The organism is Arthrobacter sp. UYCo732 (assembly GCF_040547265.1).
In the GTDB taxonomy this organism is placed as follows: domain Bacteria; phylum Actinomycetota; class Actinomycetes; order Actinomycetales; family Micrococcaceae; genus Arthrobacter.
Genome location: NZ_JBEPPJ010000016.1, coordinates 58998 through 75329 on the forward strand (window position 1 = coordinate 58998; position 16332 = coordinate 75329).

The following is a 16332-nucleotide window of genomic DNA, read 5'->3' on the forward strand; positions in this document are numbered from 1 at the left end:
TTGGGTATTGCGGCCGGGTTGGACCGGCCGCCACATCATCGTAGCCGGCCGGTGAGTCTTCGGGCGGGAACCACCACGGCGGAGTTTTGCCGGGCTTATTTGCCGAACGAGACCCCGCTGCCGAAGCGACAGCTGGCGTTGAGGGCATCTTCGGCGATTCCGGTCATGTACCCCTCCAGTGCATGGGTGCCGTTGATCAGCGGCGACGGCGTGCATGCCACCGCAAGGGCGATCCGCCGTCTCCTGTCCGTGCTGGCCGTCACAAGGGTTCCGTAGCCAGGGATGCCGCCGACATAGCCGATGTAGAAGCCGTTCGTGCAGGGGTCCTTGACTGTCGTGCTCATGCTGTGCCTTTGGCTCGCGGCCGGGGAACGACGGCATTCGGGGCGGGGCAGCCGGGCGGGTGCCGCCGGCTCCCGGAAGTCTGTTTCTTAAGTGCATCCGCCCAGCACCAGGCCGGCTGAAGCCAGGACGGCAGAGGCTCCACCCCGGCTCGACGATGCTGCACCGAGCGCGGACATCGGACACCCACTGCCTGTCGATTCTCAGCCTGCCTTTGAGCGGCGCCGTCCCGACACTTCGTATGCTTCCATGGCCGGTGCGGTAGTCAATACCCGGCTCCGTCCGGCTACCTGTTGCGTAGGGGTGCCTCTGACTAAAGCACCGAGCTCAACTCAGGAATTGAGCGTGCCCCTGACGATGCTGTTGCTGGAGTGCCCTGGATTTCCGTCAACAGGTTCGTCGGAAACGTCGACGATGGGGAAATCTGCGAGCTCCACGCCGGCGGGAACCGCGAAAGTTCCCACGTCAGAGTTCATGATGCCCAGGCTGATCAGACGCGAGAGGTCGGGGGCGATTAGCCAGACTTCCTGGTATCCCCGGGCTTCGTCCTTACTGAGCTTCACTACCAGTAAGCGCGTCCCGTCAGCGGCCCTGACCACCTTCGCAGAGCCAGTGGCGGAATGCTGGGCCACCGGCGTCAGCTCGGCCTGGGCTACCGGTGCGGGAGCCGGGTTCAGGGTCCACACGGTGGCACCGGCCACAAGCAGCGTTGGCGCTGCGGCGGCCAGCCAGGACCCAGGACGCTGCCACCAGGCTGCGGGCCTCCGCGGGTAACCGGCGGCCCGCATCCGTTCCCGCAACTGCGTCGGCTCCGGCGGGTGGGTGCGTTCCGGCTGCCGGGTCGGCTCCAGCGGCTGGGAGTGTTCCGGCTGCCGGGTCGGCTCCAGCGCCGGGACCGGTGGCGGGACTGGGGCCTGTTTCCGGACAGTGGCCAGGGGATCTGCCTGCAGGGCCTGGGACAGGCGCAGTTGCCGGTGGATGCAGGCCCACACCTGCGGGCCCGGGATCTCCAGGCTCTGGGCGTCCGGTGTGGTTTTTACTGCGTCCACGGCGCGGCGCAGCGCCGCGTAGTCTGCCGCGCATTCACCGCACATGCCCACGTGTTCCCTGCCCTCGGCGTCCAGCCTGCCGTCATACAGCGCGAGGAGGCTCAACCGTTCCGGATCAAGATGCGGCATGGTCTACCTCCAATCGGTTTCTTAGGTGGGACAAACTGCGGCGGATATGGCTCTTGACCGTACCAAGCGGAAGGTCAAGTTTCCGGGAAATCTGCTCATGCGTCATGTCTTCAAAAAAGGCGAGCTTCATGATGGAGCCCTGGGGTTCGCCGAGCCTGTCAAGCTCCCCGTCAAGGAGCAGCCTGTCGGCCAGGATCTCGGCTGCTTCCAGCTCTGGTCCCGTTTCGCCCGGCCCACGGACGCCGGCGACAGCCAGGACCTTGCGGATCTCCCGGGCAGAGGAGGATTGGGCGTCAGAGATCACGTTCCGTGTGATCCCCACAATCCAGGCGGGGAGCCGTGCCACCCGAGGGTTGAAGGCGCTCCGGGAGCGCCATACCCGGATGAATACATCCTGCGTGACATCGTCAGCCGCGGAGCGGTCCCGCAGGGAGCGGAGGGCCAGCGCGTGCACCAGAGGGGCAAACTCCCGGTAGGCCGCTGCCAGGGCACGCTCATCCCCTGCCACGAATGAGGAGGTCAACCCGTCCTCCCACCCGTGAGACGCCTGGTCAGGTGGTGCCAAGCTGGATTCCTTCCCGGCATCGACGAGAATCACGGCTGGATCACCGCTCACTCAAGGACCGCGGTGACAATCACATTCTCGCTTTAGTCCATTCGTTCGTCCAGCCACCGGCCGCCGCAGGTGACCACTTTAGTTCGTGCGGACCACCACGGCGGAACAGTGAATCACCGTCAAAGCTGTCCTTGGCCACGAGTTCCACGGAGAGCACACGATAGTTCAGTGCAGGGGCGTCCTGCCGTCCCGCCTGCACAACTGTCCCCGCCGCCAGTACCTTAACTGGGAAACCTGTCCGCTCGGACATGGTTTCCCAGTGGCCGGCAATGACGGCAGTGCCTGCAGCTGCTCCCGGCTCCGGACCGAACCGGTACCATCCGGCCTGGTCAAAGGCCTCCGGTATCTCCATGGCTGCGCCGGCTGCCGCACCCACCGGCACAACGCTCATGTTGATTGACGTTCCAGCAATGACGGTCCAGGTCCCAAAAACGTAGGCCGGACCCCTGCCGGCTTTCTTCATCCCTGCGGTACTGGACAGCCCCTCGGGGACGTTGGAGATGAAAACGGCGGCGAGCATGGGCGGGCTGACTGTTCCGGCCGATACCAGTCCAAGGCCGAGAACCACCGATTCGGGACACCGTCGATCAAAGCGCCGACTGCGATGGCGGTTCCGCTGCCGGGCACGTCATTTTCTGAGGCGTGCGTCCCTGACCGTTCCCGGTGCTTCGCCCCGCACGGGCAAGCAGGACATTGGAGCAGACGAAGATCACCGCCGGCCAGGAAGCCGGCCACTGTGGGGATCAGTCAGCCGCCCTCGGCGGCGTCCTGGACCAGCTCCAATGCCAAGGCCGAGATCAGGACGCCGGCCCCGAACGCCATCACCGTGGACACCAACTTGGGCGGAATTTTCCATAACCAGGCGATACCGGAGCCCCGCCGGCAACCGTCCCCCACATCAGAGCCTGCAACCACATGGACATGGTTCATTCCCCTCCCGCTCTCTCGGCTGCTTGGTTCACCCCAGACGATGGTAGTCCGACGCGGGCTTGGTCTACTGGAGGCTTTGATCGCGACCATCCTGTGCAACGCTGGTTCCATGGATCTGGAGGTGTCACCCGCGCTGACTATTCCCTCGTCGGAACTCGGTTGGCGTTTCTCGCGCTCGTCGGGACCGGGAGGCCAACACGTCAACACGTCGGACAGCCGTGTCGAACTCTTATGGAACGCCGGCGACTCTGCGGTGCTCTCGGACGTCCAGCGGCTGAGGCTGCTGACGCGCATCGAAGGCCGTTTCATTGCCGGGGTCATCACCGTAACCGCCTCCGAACAGCGCTCCCAGCTGCGCAACCGTGAGATCGCCCTGGCGAAGCTCGCCGGCCTCATAGCGGCGGCCCTTGCGCCTGATGCTCCCCGCCGCCGGGCCACCAAACCAACCCGCGGGTCAAACCGGCGACACCTCGCTGCAAAACAACAGCGGTCAGCGACGAAACAGCAACGACGCCGGCCCACCAGCGAATAGCTCCCGGCGCCACCTGGCTGACGGTGGGTGCGGTTACATGGGCGGCCAGCCGTCACGGAACTGAATGCCGGCGCCATCCCGGAACGCGCCCGTTACTGCAGCAGCGTCCTGGAGAAACACCGGACCTTCCTCAGCAAAAGTCACGGGCAAGGAGGCTCCGCTACCGCAGCGGCGCTCAGGTCCTCCAGGGATGAGAGCCTGCGCGAGATGGAACGCTGGACGGCCGGGCTCGCAGACGGTGCGCTCACTCCGGAGGATGCCCTGGATCGGCTGCGCGACGCCAGGAGCCACCTGTCAGGTCTCCTGAAAAGCCACGGAGAAACCGTGATCGAGGGCTTTGCCAAAACGGAACGGGAAGCAAAGCCGATGCGCAGGAAAATGGAGGATGCACAGGAAGGCCCGGACCGCCACAATCGGCGGCTTATGAGCCCAGCATCCTCGGAACCGTCTTCCTGTCCTCTATTTCTTCTCGATTCCTTCCTTCAGCTCAGGGCTCAACAGCGGCGTCGGCAGCGTCAGCTCTGCTAGGGGCGGCGGCGGAACCACAGGCTAAGGGGTGAAGACCGAGTACAGCGAATCAATCTGGTTCCTGGTGCTCATCAGGGGCAACAACATGGCAATCCACGGTGGATAGAACATCAACGGCTGCAGAAGTGCGCCGGACGCGGAAATGATCAGCAGCGCCTTGGGACGGAGTGCAGCAGGCAGGTCCCGCCGAAGGCTGGCCAAGGCCCCCGCCAGTGCCCAGAAGGCAAGCGTGAAGATTCCCGTGTACACCAGGTAGAGCCCGTTGTACGCCCAGTCAATGACGTAGATCCCGTAGGCATAGAAGTGGTAGCCCGGCAGGCCAAGGGCAAGGACGTGCCCCTTGGGCCGGCCCGGTCCGGCCCACACGGCGAGGAAGATCAGCGCTGCGGCGGCCGCAGCAGAGATCAAATCCTGGGAATAGGCGCCGGGGATCAGTGTAGGCGCCACGATGCCCCAGTAGGCTCCGGGATCGGAGCTCCCCGTGGCAGCTGCAACGAGGGCCAGCACACCCGTGGCTGCCCAGAGTGCCCTGTGATATCGACGGTTCCTGATCACGGTTTGGCGCCCTTCCAGCTTTGCCTTCGCGGCGGACGCCCGGACTTCCCCGGCCCACAGGCAGGTCAGTTCGACGCTGTGCGCGCAATCAACTGAAGCGCCGCTGGCTCTGACCCGGCAGGGGCTTTAGTCCCTTGGAGTTGGCCCGCGAGCAACAACGAGAGTGCTGACTACCGACCGCTGAATACTGTGGTCGCCTAGTCAAGCAGCTGGAGCCGGCCGTCGAAGGTCTACAAGACCGTGGCCGTAATGCTCGACTTGGGCGTTCGCACGTTCAAGGGCCCTGACGTTGCCCGGGCCGTGGCGTCCCGGCCTCCACATGCAGGGAGCAGGGTGCGCAGCAGCGTGGCCAGTTCGTCCCGCTCGGGTCCGGAGAGGCGGGAGATGACACTATCCTCGTATTCCGCAACGGACCGGAGCACGGGAAGGATGAGGTCGCTGCCCGCGCCGGTCATCCTGATGAATGCGCCGCGTCCGTCCCGGGGGTTGCTTTCCCTGGTGACCAGTCCGGGGTCGAGGAGTTTGTTGATCCTCTTGATGGTTCCGGCAGGCGTCGTTATCAGGTCACCAGATAGCTCCGTGATGAACTTCTTCACGGACTGGCTGGCCATGGCGCTGTCGATTTCTTCCTGGACGGTGCGGCCGGAGACGGCGGCGCAGCCTTCGAATACGCTCATGATCCGGGGACCGTCCACCCGCGCCTGGGTGGATGGTGTTCGAGGTGATGCCGAACGGGCCAAGTTCCGTGGCGAGGGGTCTTGGCGAAACCGACCAGGCCCCATTTGGTGGTGGCGTAGGCCACGCGGTTCGGGTAGCCGAAGCGGCCCGCCACGGAGGACATCGTCACGATCGAGTTGGCGTCGGATTCGTTCAGCAGCGGAATGGCCTGCTGGGTGACGTTGAAGGTGCCCTGGAGGTGGACGCCGACGACGGCGGCGAAAGCTCCGGCGTCGTACTCATCGACGGGGGCGGTGGGGCCCGCGATGCCGGCATTGTTCACCAGTACGTCGAGGCCGCCGAGGTGTGCTTTATGGCCCGGTACGCCCATAGCTGTCCCTAGGTGACAAGTAGCATGGCCTGACAGGGGTGCGAATCGGGAGCAATCGATGGATCAGCTGGTGGGGACTTGGACACTTATCGGCGACGACTGGGATTTACTCGGCAACAAGTCGGGGGCGACAGGGCTGGGTTTTGCTCTGCTGCTGAAGTTCTTTGAGCTTGAGGCCCGCTTTCCGGGGGCTGGATCGGATTTTCCTCATGGTGCGGTGGAGTACGTTGCAGACCAGATCAAAGTCGATGCAACGGCCATCGATGATTACGAGTGGTCCAGCAGAACAGCAAAGCGCCATCGGACCCAGATCCGGACGGCCTTCGGATTCCGGGAATTCTCCCGCAGCGATGAAGAGAAGATTGCCGAGTGGCTGGCCCGCGAGGTGTGCCCGGTTGAACAGCGGGACGAACAGTTACGCGAAGCCATACTTCTCCGGTGCCGGACTCAGCAGATTGAGCCGCCAGGGCGGATTGAGCGCATCCTTGGCTCCGCCCGGGCAGCGTCCGAGAAGGACTTCTGCGACCCAACCGTCGCCCGTCGGGGTGCGGCGTGTGCGGAACGGCTAGAGGGTCTGGCTACTGATGGAGCCGATATCGTGTCGCTGGCAGAGTTGAAGGCTGATCCCGGTCAGGTGGGCTTGGAAACCCTGTTTGAAGGAAGTCGGCAAGCTCGCCGCGATCCGGGCCCTGGGGTTGCCTGCTGGGCTGTTCGCGTCTACGCCGGCCAAACTTGTGGAGGCCTGGCGGTCGCGGGCGGCCCGGGCCTACCCCTCGGACCTGAGGGCGATGCCGGCACCTGTACGGTAACGCTGTTGGCGGCGTTGTGCTGGCAGCGGCCTGCGGAGATCACAGACGCCCTAGTCGATTTGCTGATCGCCTTGGTGCTGAAAATCAATACCCGGGCTGATCGGCGGGTCGAGCGGGAGCTGACGGAGGATCTGCGCCGGGTTCGGGGCAAGGAAGGGATCCTGTTCCGGATTGCCGAGGCCGCGATCGAGCAACACCCGGATCTGGGGCTGGCCGGCGGAAGCACCCTATGGAGGAGAACTTCCCTACTACTGCGATGACACCGGGGAAGCCTACGGTTTCAGTAGCACTGATTCTGCCCTTTACTGCGACATGACCGGCGGCGCCAGCGGGGGGCCGTGGCTGAAAGACATCATCAATCAGGACCTCGGGTACGCCTTCGCAGTCACATCGCGCAGGACGCTTTTCGGCGAGCCGCTTCTGCTCGCAACTCCGAACACCAGCGACGTGCTGAGCACGTACAACCTGATGTATTAATAGCGGAGCCAAGGAGATCAAGGCCATGAGTCTCATGCACGCAGACACCGGCAAACGGCGCAGAACCACCGCCATCGTGCTGACCGCATTTCTCGTCGCTCTACTCGCGGCCGGAGTGATCATACAAAGAGTAAGCCAGAGCTCTGACGGGAGCGGGGATTCGACGGTCACCACTCCAGGTGTCGAAGAGACCGGTGGCTGGACACCGGAGCGAATGCGAAGCGCAACGCCCCAACCAATGCCCTGAATCCCCTGAACACAAGGAGTGGCCCCGGAAGGATACTGCCGGGGCCACTCCTTCACTCCACCTGAGCGCTGCCGGCGATGGGGGGCCAGCGATGATTGTCTCGACCGCGACCGGCGGTGAGGGCAGGCTGTCGGCAGGTACGCCTCAATGATCCCCGCCTCAGCAATCGGCGCTGCATGATGGGCGGCCTAGTTTGGTGAGGAGCTTTACCCCAGGCCGGGCGAAGTTTCCCAGTCGGCGATAAATGACGGTACAGGGTCTGGCAGGTGGTTCCCAGTTCATGGCATTCTTCGCTGACTTTGGTTCCGGGCTGGCATGGATGCCACGGCGAGCCGAAGTTGCGTGGGGTCATCCGGAAGGGGCGGCCGCCCCTTCCGGGGGTTGAGTAGTAACCGCACAGCCGTTAGCGCTAAGCACCTTCCGGTTTGGCGGCCGAGGTGCGGATATGGCGGTAGATCGTCATTGGCGTGACGTCGCAGGAGTGGGCGATCTCGGCCATGGTGAACTGATTTGAGTCATACATCCGCTGTGCTTTGCTGATGAGCGCTGGCGTCATCTTGGGTGTCCTGTCACCCTTTCGCCCGCGGGAGCGCGCGGCGATCAGTCCGGCGTTGGTGCGTTCTCTGATCAGGGCCGCTTCGTATTCGGCGCGGGCCCTGCTGGGCTATGTGGAAAAGCAGTTCGACGACAAGGACTGCGGCCTCTGGGAAATCCGCGGCACGGCCGAATACTTCACCCATTACCGGGTGAGAGCAGGCATGATGTCCTGGATTACAGGCTGCATCTCCGGGGCAACTGCGGCCCCGGCCCACGCGCACGGCACCTCACGCCAGCGCTAGGAGTGACAGCCCGCCCGGCAGCGACTTTCCAGGTCCAGCCGGTGCGAGCTGCTCGCGCATCAGGGCGGGACGCCTTCATGGGCGGCGATCTTGAGCAAACCTTTCGCAAAGCTAGGCTGATTGCTGATTCTCTTGTTGCAGTATCAAGGCAGGCTCCGCGGGCTTTCACCACATGGACATCCGCTGAATGAGAGTAAGGTACGTTGCCATGACAAAGGATGACCCGCCGTCAGGAATCTCCGACGACGTCCCGTCAGACCCCACGATGCTGTCGATGGGCACCCTGGTCATCCGCACCTGGAACGAGCCGGACCAGACGCCAGGTTTTCGCGCCAGGCTGACCTATAGCCAAGCCCCGGACGCTGAGCCGAGCAGTATCTCTACAGCTGATCCGGATGAGGTCCTCAGTGTGGTGCGCCAATGGCTCAGTACCCGATCGGCGCCTCCCACTGAGATGTAGCTGCTTCCCGCTCCGTACCCCTGCACTCAGGAAATGTCTGCAATGAGGCGCCGGATGGCCTCCGAAGGCCCCAGGCCGATTTCCTCCTTAAGTTTCGACGTGTATTTGCCAAAAGCGCGAAGGGCGGCAGCGTTGTTGCCTCGCCGCCGTTCGGCCTGGATGAGAAGTCCAACGGCGCTTTCATAGAGCGGTTCGAGTTCCAGTGCCGCCTCCGCAGCTTCCAAGGCAGACTCATAGTCACCACGTGCGAGCGACTCCCGGGCAATGATGTGGTAGGCGTGGAGGCGATCCTGCTGCAGCCTGCCCTGCTCGAAGAGCACCCAATCGTCGTACCAGCCCGGAAGTAGGTCGGAGTCCCGTAACTGCTGGAGACATACAGCCACGTTTCCATTGAGTCCAGACCGGCTTAATTCCCGGATCTGGGCGCGAAGCCGGTGCAGGTCCACATCGACAAGTTCACTGAGGGACAGCGTGGTTCCGCCATTGACGATGAGGCCGGGGACTTGCTTCGAGATGAGATGCACGGCAACGCGAAGGCTTTCGAGCCCCCTTGACTCCGGGGCCTCCGGCCACAACAGACCGACAAGGTAGCTTCTGGGACGGGGCCCATTAACAGCCAGCGCAGTAACGAGCCGTTGTTGCCGCACAGCAACGGGCACCACGTCGGTGTCCCGACGAAGTTGCCACGATTGAAGCAGCCTCAACCGAAAACCATAGCCGTCATTGCCCATGGATACCCCCAATCAAGCGTGGGGCCGAAAAGCATGTAATGACCACTTTCCGCAGTGCGCAGTGGGCTGTCAATGGTCTGCATCGTTCTTCAGGGAGCGCTCCACGGTAAGAGTCCGGACCGTATTAAAGGATGCCTGGCAGTACAGCTTTCGGCAGGCACTCCGACACCCGCCCAAAGGCAAGTTGACTGAAGGCAGGCCGGTCGGCCAGGCCCGCCAGGCGCCCCTCGACAAAGGAGACAACATGCATACACGAACTCGGCCGGCCCCTGGCCGAATCAGTGCTCGCCCACGGCCACAACACCGTCGTCACCGCCCGGAACGAAAGTACCCTCCAGGATCTCGCGGCCATACACGGACACAGCCCTGGCCCTCCCGCTCGATGTGACCGACAAAGAGCAGATTAACTCGGCGGTGCAGCGGGCGCACGCCCGGTTCGGCAGCATCGACGTGCGTCAACAATGCCCGCTATGGCTACCGTGCCGACGTGGAGGAAGCCGACGACGCCGACATCCGCCAATTGTTCGACACCAACGTTTTCGGCGCCGTCGACATGATCAACGCGGTCAGGGTCGATTCTGAATATTTCCTCCATCGGTGCGCGTATCTCCCCGCCTGGTCCGGATACTACTCCGCAACCAAAGCCGCCCTCGAAGGCCTTTCGGTTTCCCTTTTATAAGGAACTCCAGCATCTTGGCATCAATGTCACCGTCATCGAACCCGGCGCGCTCCTCACCGACCGCGCCGGCCGTTCGCTCACCCAGTCCGCGACGGCGGTAGAGGACTACACGGAGAAAGCCGGCAAACGCCGCAAAGAGCACAACACCGTCCACGGCACCCAGCCCGGAGACCCCGCGAAAGCCGCGAAGGCCATCCTCACCGTCGCTAGGCCCCGAACCAGCCCGAGCTGCTGGTGCTCGGCCAGGACGCGTTCGGCGCCTTCACCGCAGTCCAGGAGCGACAGCCCGTCGAATTGGACGAATGGCAGGGGCTCAGCCTCAGCACCGGCATCGACGACTAATCAGCCGACTGAAGAATCAGGGCTCGAGCCGTTTGCGCAAGAGGCAAAACTCGTTGCCTTCAGGGTTTCTGCCAGGACGTGCCATTGCTCGTCGCCGGTCTGCCCGACGTCGGCGGGGCGGGCGCCGAGTGCGAGCAACCGTTCCAGCTCGGCGTCCTGGTCCCGGTCGACGGGGTTGACGTCGATGTGCAGTGGGAGCTTTCCGATGCGAGGGTTGCTGCTGGGGCTGAGGAAGATGGTGGGCTGCAGGCCGCCAAACCCGGCATCGGGCGGGCCGATCTCGATCGCACCTTCGTCCCTGTCGAGCTCGACGTAGCCAAGGACCTCGCTCCAGAACCGCGCGAGAAGTTCGGGGTCGGCGCAGTTCAGGACGAGTTCGCTGATACGGGATGCCATGAAACTTAGTGTACGGAGGGCAGCGATGCGAACACAGCAGATATCCGAACCCACTTTGGCGGGCGCCGGATCTTCGAAGGTGACCGCGCCTTCCCCGCCCTCCTGACTAGGTGGTGATCATGCCCAGATGTATTCCTCGGCGATCGCGCCGTCCTTCCACTTGGCCACGGTCACCGTGCGGCCGCCGCCTTCGAACTCGCAGACCACGCAGGTCCACTCGCCGGACCCGAATGCGAATGGGTTCCGCTGCCCTGCGCCATGGTCTGGTCTTGCGTGGAAGCGGTTCCCGACAATAGCCCGGTGGAACCCAATGCAAAAGACCCAATTCACGGGAATGCGGTGACCGCCCCCTGCAAAGCAATCAACCACCGCTGCGCATCCTATTTGCCAGTGACCAGTGGCCCGCAGGTGTGGCGCGGTGGCGGACCTCGCGCTGTCTGCGACCGTCTCAGGTGTTCCCCTCGGAACGACTACCCCGCCCCGGCTCCACCTTCCGGGCCGAAGTCGATGATCCAGTCCGCGGTTTCGATCACGTCAAGGTTGTGTTCGATGGTGACCACCGTGTTCCCTTTATCGACGAGGCTGTGCAGGAGGTGGAGGAGTTTGCCGACGTCGTCGAGGTGGAGTCCCGTGGTGGGTTCGTCAAGGATGTAAATGGTGCGTCCACGGCTGCGCCGTTGGAGCTCTGGGGCGACCTTAACCCGCTACGCCTCGCCAACGGACAGGTGGTCGAGCTATGCCCCAACCGCACATACCCGAGACCGACTTCTCGAGCTGGTCGAGTCCATTGACACGGGTGTGGAGCCCTGGCACTTGAGAGGCGCCGTTGAGGGTGTTCGCCAGCACCTTGTAAAGGATCTCATTGACAAGGGTGGACTTACCCGGACCGCTGACTCCTGTTACGGCAACGAACACGCCCAGCGGCACATCGACGTCGACATTTTGCCGGTTGTTGGCTCGGGCACCAACAATTCCCAGCGTCCGCCCTGAATCGACGGGGCGGCGGTGCTCGGGGACGGCGATTGCCTTCCGGCCAGAGAGGTAGGCGGCGGTAACCGAGGAGCGATGGTCAAGCAGCTGCGCCAACGGCCCGCTGTGCACGATGCTTCCTCCGGCCTCACCGGCTCCCGGACCGACGTCGACGATCCAGTCAGCGCCGGGGATGGTGTCCTCGTCGTGTTCGACCACAACGAGCGTATTACCGAGTGCTTTCAGCCGGTGCAGGGTCGCGATTAGCCGGTCGTTGTCGCGCTGGTGCAGTCCTTTATGCTCGGCTCGTCGAGCACGTACAGCACCCCGGAGAGGCCTGTACCGACCTGAGCGGCGAGGCGGATGCGCTGCGTTTCCCCGCTGGACAGGGTTCCCGCAGCTCGAGAAAGCGAAAGGTAGTTAAGCCCGACATCCAGCAGGTACGTGACGCGCACAAGGATTCTTGGCGAATCTGAGCGCTGATCTGCTGCTCTTGTGGGGTGAGCTCGATCTGCTCGATGAACTGGCCCAGCTCGGAGAGCCGCCACCTCTCCGATGCTCCTGGCGCCGACCGTGACCGCGAGTACTTCCGGTCGCAGGCGGCTCCCGCCGCAGGCCCGGCAAGGGATCTCGCGAAGGTAACGGCTCCACCATTTGCGCAAAGCTGTCTCGATCGAATCCGTGAGGCGGGCAAGCACGCCGGAGCCGGCGACCAGCCTGTCGACGATCGCTGTGATGTCGTGTTTGAGCTGTTTCTGCAGCGGCGCGACGACACTTAGGCGGAGAGCTACGCCGTCGATAAGCACCCGGGAGAAGGCCGCCTGGGTGAGGTCGCCCAGCAGATCGGCATGCTTGCCATTGTTCTGCACTACTACAGGCGCCAGGAGCTGCTACCTCGTGCGCTCCGGCAGTTGCATAAGCTGGTCAGCGATCTGCCGTACAGTCTGCCGTTTCACTGGTTCTCCGCATACTGCGCAGTCGGGAATGCCGATCCGCGCCCAAAGCAGCCGGAGGTGATCCTGGATCTCTGTGATGGTCCGGACCGTAGACCGCGGGTTATGGTTCGTCGATTTCGGATCAATCGCCAGTGCCGGACTGAGACCTTCGATCGACTCGACCTCCGGCCTGGTCCCGGAACATCCGAGCGTACGAGGACAAGGATTCGACGTAGCGTCTCTGCCCTCGGAGAAGATCGTGTCGAATGCCAGCGAGAATTTAGCCGAACCGGAAACCCCTGTAAGGACCACCAGAGCGTCACGGGGGAACTCCACTGAGACATCCCGGAGATTGTGGACGCGGCACCGCGCACCCGGACCTGGATGAGGAAGGCGAATGAACAGATGACGGTATTGATGCAGAAGGCACGAAGCGATTTAACGGGCGTGATCGAAGCGCCGACCCCGACATCCCGATGGACGGCATGCCTTCCGAAGAGGGCGGTCGCGCGAACGACTTCGCTCCGCACGTGCCCAGCGACTCCGCTTGCGAAGCGGCCCTCTATTCTCTCATTTCCGCACCGCAACTGGCCAACGATGCAGGTCCGGTGCGGAATCTGTACTTTGGTGGACCGCCACCCCGAGGGCGCCAGGCCCGGAACATGGCTGTTCAGTAATCTCCCTTGATCACGAAGTAGGAGCCGCGGATCACGCCTGCCAGCTTCGATTTCTGGCGGGCGAACTTAAACCGGGACGCCAGTTCCTCTGGAATCTCCATACCGTCGGCCAGTTTGAATCCGACCGCCCGTTTGCCGCCCGCCTCGATGCTGTACATGACGTTGATCGACAGCCCCGACTCATAGAACACGTAATCCATCCGCAAACCGTCGACCTCGAAGGCGGTTGCTTCGAGCGCGCTGGAGCCGATGACGATGTCGCGTTCTTCCCTCAGGATGCGGCTCACCCTGTCGACCACTTCCGGAACCTCGCCAGCAGGGCTTACGGTGAAGACGTGGTCGTACTTGTTCCGGTAGTAGCGGCCCTCGTTGGCGCGCAACCCGGCGAGTGTCTTGGCTACCGGAGAGGATTCCAGGCCGATAGTGGAGACGTTCTTGAAGTCAACGACGTAAGGCATAGGCCCTCCTGATTAGATGTGCTGGACCAACGATAACGTGACGGCAGGCTTCGCCGTCGTCCGAATGCTCGTGGTTCGGCCCTGGCCCTCAGCGAGTCCCGCACTTCTGGTTTTCCTGTGTATCGGGACGTATCGTTGACTATCGTTCGCGATTCGCTAAGGAGAGCAGCATGCGTAATTCATACCCGGCGGGCGGATTTGGCGGCCCCAACATCGACAGCATGTGGCAGGCCGTGGAGGAGCTGCGTTCTAGGTTTGAGAAGCGTTCGGGCACCCGCGCAGGGCGAGGCGAGGTGCGTTCGGCAGTGCTGGCCCTGCTCGCGGAGCGGTCGATGCACGGCTATCAGATCATCCGCGAAATCGAGGAGCGCAGCGGTGGAAGCTGGAAGCCGAGTGCCGGCTCCGTCTACCCGACGCTGCAACTGCTGGCCGATGAGGGGCTCGTCCGTGCCGAGGAGTCCAACGGCCGCAAGATCTACTCGCTGACCGAAGCGGGCCGGGCGGATGCAGCGCACGGAGATGCTTCAGCGCCATGGGAGTCACCGGGCCCGGCATTCGGCACCGGGTTCGCGGCACTGCCGAAGGCTGGCGTCGAGCTCGCGCAGGCCGCGGCCCAGGTGGGTCGCACTGGCTCGCCGGCGCAGGTGCAGCAGGCGGTGGCGGTGCTCGATGAGGCACGTCGTCGTCTGTATTCAATCCTCGCCCAGGACTGACGGGGGTGACGCCGGTTCGTCGGGGCCGATCAGATCCGGTTCCCGGCGCCGGGAACACCCGTGCCCGTTACCGCCGCATCCTGCGCTTCGCCGCGTGGCATCTGACCGTAACCTGGTGGTTTGAGCTGCTCCTCCCCCGCGTCGGACTCGGCAGAATCGCCGAGCGCACCCGGGCGAAAAGGATGCTGCGGTTCGCGCAGCGATTCCACATGCTCGCGGTGGACCTGGGCGGCCTGATGATCAAGGTCGGTCAGTTCCTGTCGTCCAGGCTCGACGTGCTACCGCCCGAGATCACCAAGGAGCTTGAGGGCCTTCAGGACGAGGTTCCCCCGGTACCGTTCCCCGCAATCCGTGCCCTGGCCCAGGCGGAGCTGGGCTCGCGGCTGGACCAGGTTTTCACCTGGGTCGAGGAGACGCCAATCGCCGCCGCATCCCTCGGGCAGGCGCACCGGGCACGGCTCCTTCCCGCCAACGCCGCCGACGCCGGTCTCGACAACGTGGTGTTGAAGGTGCAACGCCCGGGCATTGGCGCGATTGTCGACGTCGATCTGGCGGCACTGCGGCGCGTGGGCGGCTGGCTAAGCCACCTGCGCCTGGTGTCCAATCGTGCGGACATGCCTGCCCTGGTGGAGGAGTTTGCGCAGACCAGTCTTGAGGAGATCGACTACCTGCATGAGGCGGCTAATTTAGAGCGCTTCGCGGCTGATTTCACCGCCGACGACAGGGTGGGAGTACCCGAGGTCGCATGGGAATGGACTACCCGCCGTGCGCTCACCCTCGCCGACGTCACGGCTATCAAGATCACGGACTCGGAGGCGCTTCGTGCAGCGGGCATTGACCCGGCGCGCGTTGCCCCGGTTTTCGCGTCCGTCATGTTCGACCAGCTGTTCACCAAAGGCTTCTTCCACGCCGATCCTCACCCCGGCAACATCTTTGTCACTCCGGTGACCAATTCATCACCAGGGCGCCCGTGGCAGCTGACGTTCATCGACTTCGGCATGATGGGCGAAGTTCCGCCCAGCACCCGACGCGGCCTGCGGAAGCTTCTGATCGCGGCCGCCGCGAGGGATGGCAAGGGCTTGGTGACCGCGATAAGGGACGTCGGTGTGCTGGTGCCGTCGGCCGATACGGCCGAGCTTGAAAGGGCCATGACTCAGCTCTTCGCCAGGTTTGGTGGGATGGGCTTCGCCGAGCTCCGCGAGGTGGACCAGCAGGAGTTCCTTGTTTTTGCCGTCGAGTTTGGCGACCTGATTCGTTCCCTGCCGTTCCAGTTGCCGGAGAACTTCCTGCTTATCATCCGGGCGATGTCACTGACATCGGGGGTGTGCAGCTCGCTGGACCCCCGGTTCAATCTGTGGGATGCGGTGGAACCCTATGCGGCCCAGCTGCTGCGCGACGAGCGAGGCAACATTGTGCAGGACGTGGCTCAGCAGGCACTCGACGCCGCCGGGGTCGCCGTGCGTCTGCCGAATCGCCTCGATAGGCTTCTCACCCGCATCGAAGACGGTTCATTGTCTGTGTCCAACCCGCGTCTCGAACGGCAGATGGCACGCCTGAACCGCACCGCGCAGCGATCGGCCTCGGCGCTGATATTCGGCGCCCTGCTCATCGCAGGTTCCGTGGTCCGGGCGGACGACACCGTGCTCGGCAGCGTGCTGATGATCGCGTCGGTCGTACCGCTGCTGCACGGGCTGTGGGTGGGGCGCCGCGGCCTCTGAGTGATGTGGTCGCGGCAATGGTTGGTCGACAATAATGGCGACGCCGTTCCGGACGGCGTCGCAACGGCAGTCACCGCCGCAGGGGGGCCCAGCCCACTGGGAGACAGACGACAACGCGCAGCCCGGCCCGATTTACCCCGACGAGGTCGTGGA

General features: G+C 63.8%; 17 protein-coding genes and 3 pseudogenes. 8 read left to right on the forward strand and 12 right to left on the reverse strand.

Features of this window, described 5'->3' with window-relative positions; all coding sequences use genetic code 11:
• Positions 1 to 95 precede the first annotated feature (95 nt).
• From ABIB45_RS17125 to ABIB45_RS17140, 4 genes and pseudogenes are all read right to left on the reverse strand, one after another.
• A complete protein-coding gene (locus ABIB45_RS17125; RefSeq protein WP_354217044.1) occupies positions 96 to 344 on the reverse strand; it encodes a hypothetical protein in 249 nt (82 codons plus the stop codon).
• Positions 345 to 674: 330 nt separating this feature from the next.
• Positions 675 to 1520 carry an anti-sigma factor domain-containing protein gene (locus ABIB45_RS17130; protein ID WP_354217045.1) on the reverse strand — a complete coding sequence of 282 codons (846 nt, stop codon included), beginning with the start codon at positions 1518 to 1520 and terminating at the stop codon, positions 675 to 677.
• Positions 1507 to 2085 (reverse strand): RNA polymerase sigma factor, encoded by a 579-nt coding sequence (locus tag ABIB45_RS17135; RefSeq protein ID WP_354217046.1) that lies wholly within the window; start codon positions 2083 to 2085, stop codon positions 1507 to 1509. The genes ABIB45_RS17130 and ABIB45_RS17135 overlap by 14 nt, the downstream gene beginning before the upstream one ends.
• Before the next feature lie 457 nt (positions 2086 to 2542).
• Positions 2543 to 3059 (reverse strand): annotated as a pseudogene (locus ABIB45_RS17140) (ZIP family metal transporter); the annotation flags it as partial.
• A gap of 116 nt (positions 3060 to 3175) precedes the next feature.
• Between ABIB45_RS17140 and arfB the strand changes: the two are divergent.
• Positions 3176 to 3598, forward strand: a complete 423-nt coding sequence (arfB, locus tag ABIB45_RS17145; protein WP_354217047.1) for an alternative ribosome rescue aminoacyl-tRNA hydrolase ArfB — start codon at positions 3176 to 3178, stop codon at positions 3596 to 3598.
• A gap of 27 nt (positions 3599 to 3625) precedes the next feature.
• A complete protein-coding gene (locus ABIB45_RS17150; protein ID WP_354217048.1) occupies positions 3626 to 4126 on the forward strand; it encodes a DUF5129 domain-containing protein in 501 nt (166 codons plus the stop codon).
• A gap of 21 nt (positions 4127 to 4147) precedes the next feature.
• Here the strand turns inward: ABIB45_RS17150 and ABIB45_RS17155 are convergent, their stop codons facing one another.
• The 3 genes from ABIB45_RS17155 to ABIB45_RS17165 form a co-directional block, all read right to left on the reverse strand.
• Positions 4148 to 4681 carry a hypothetical protein gene (locus ABIB45_RS17155; RefSeq protein WP_354217049.1) on the reverse strand — a complete coding sequence of 178 codons (534 nt, stop codon included), beginning with the start codon at positions 4679 to 4681 and terminating at the stop codon, positions 4148 to 4150.
• A 230-nt stretch (positions 4682 to 4911) separates the two neighbouring features.
• The gene (locus ABIB45_RS17160; protein WP_354217050.1) at positions 4912 to 5358 is read right to left on the reverse strand and encodes a MarR family winged helix-turn-helix transcriptional regulator; all 447 of its coding nucleotides are present in this window, start codon (positions 5356 to 5358) and stop codon (positions 4912 to 4914) included.
• Entirely contained in the window at positions 5355 to 5729 is a 375-nt protein-coding gene (locus tag ABIB45_RS17165) for an SDR family NAD(P)-dependent oxidoreductase (RefSeq protein ID WP_354217051.1), read from the reverse strand. Before ABIB45_RS17165 ends, ABIB45_RS17160 begins: the two co-directional genes overlap by 4 nt.
• A gap of 58 nt (positions 5730 to 5787) precedes the next feature.
• Here ABIB45_RS17165 and ABIB45_RS17170 point away from each other — a divergent pair, with 58 nt between their 5' ends.
• Positions 5788 to 6798, forward strand: coding sequence for a DUF4158 domain-containing protein (locus ABIB45_RS17170; protein ID WP_354217052.1), 1011 nt, complete (start codon positions 5788 to 5790; stop codon positions 6796 to 6798).
• An 873-nt stretch (positions 6799 to 7671) separates the two neighbouring features.
• Here the strand turns inward: ABIB45_RS17170 and ABIB45_RS17180 are convergent.
• Positions 7672 to 7818: a hypothetical protein gene (locus ABIB45_RS17180; protein WP_354217053.1), complete on the reverse strand. Its 147-nt coding sequence runs from the start codon at positions 7816 to 7818 to the stop codon at positions 7672 to 7674.
• Positions 7819 to 7876: 58 nt separating this feature from the next.
• On the opposite strand from ABIB45_RS17180, the gene ABIB45_RS17185 reads away from it, so the two are divergent.
• Together ABIB45_RS17185 and ABIB45_RS17190 are read left to right on the forward strand one after the other, a co-directional pair.
• On the forward strand, positions 7877 to 8101 hold the full coding sequence (locus ABIB45_RS17185; RefSeq protein WP_354217054.1) for a hypothetical protein: 225 nt from the start codon (positions 7877 to 7879) through the stop codon (positions 8099 to 8101).
• A gap of 208 nt (positions 8102 to 8309) precedes the next feature.
• Positions 8310 to 8561, forward strand: a complete 252-nt coding sequence (locus ABIB45_RS17190; RefSeq protein ID WP_354217055.1) for a hypothetical protein — start codon at positions 8310 to 8312, stop codon at positions 8559 to 8561.
• Between the two features lie 26 nt (positions 8562 to 8587).
• Here the strand turns inward: ABIB45_RS17190 and ABIB45_RS17195 are convergent, their stop codons facing one another.
• On the reverse strand, positions 8588 to 9085 hold the full coding sequence (locus ABIB45_RS17195; RefSeq protein WP_354217056.1) for a bacterial transcriptional activator domain-containing protein: 498 nt from the start codon (positions 9083 to 9085) through the stop codon (positions 8588 to 8590).
• Between the two features lie 694 nt (positions 9086 to 9779).
• Here ABIB45_RS17195 and ABIB45_RS17200 point away from each other — a divergent pair.
• Positions 9780 to 9971 (forward strand): Rossmann-fold NAD(P)-binding domain-containing protein, encoded by a 192-nt coding sequence (locus tag ABIB45_RS17200; RefSeq protein ID WP_354217057.1) that lies wholly within the window; start codon positions 9780 to 9782, stop codon positions 9969 to 9971.
• A gap of 358 nt (positions 9972 to 10329) precedes the next feature.
• On the opposite strand, the pseudogene ABIB45_RS17205 reads toward ABIB45_RS17200, so the two are convergent.
• From ABIB45_RS17205 to ABIB45_RS17215, 3 genes and pseudogenes are all read right to left on the reverse strand, one after another.
• Positions 10330 to 10709, reverse strand: a pseudogene (locus ABIB45_RS17205) (VOC family protein).
• 759 nt (positions 10710 to 11468) lie between these two features.
• Positions 11469 to 13036, reverse strand: a pseudogene (locus tag ABIB45_RS17210) (UvrA family protein); the annotation flags it as partial.
• Positions 13037 to 13283: 247 nt separating this feature from the next.
• Entirely contained in the window at positions 13284 to 13748 is a 465-nt protein-coding gene (locus ABIB45_RS17215) for a DUF8821 family protein (protein ID WP_354217058.1), read from the reverse strand.
• A gap of 170 nt (positions 13749 to 13918) precedes the next feature.
• On the opposite strand from ABIB45_RS17215, the gene ABIB45_RS17220 reads away from it, so the two are divergent.
• Together ABIB45_RS17220 and ABIB45_RS17225 are read left to right on the forward strand one after the other, a co-directional pair.
• Positions 13919 to 14461, forward strand: coding sequence for a PadR family transcriptional regulator (locus tag ABIB45_RS17220; RefSeq protein ID WP_354217059.1), 543 nt, complete (start codon positions 13919 to 13921; stop codon positions 14459 to 14461).
• Positions 14462 to 14466: 5 nt separating this feature from the next.
• Positions 14467 to 16179 carry an ABC1 kinase family protein gene (locus tag ABIB45_RS17225; protein ID WP_354217060.1) on the forward strand — a complete coding sequence of 571 codons (1713 nt, stop codon included), beginning with the start codon at positions 14467 to 14469 and terminating at the stop codon, positions 16177 to 16179.
• Positions 16180 to 16332: the final 153 nt, after the last annotated feature.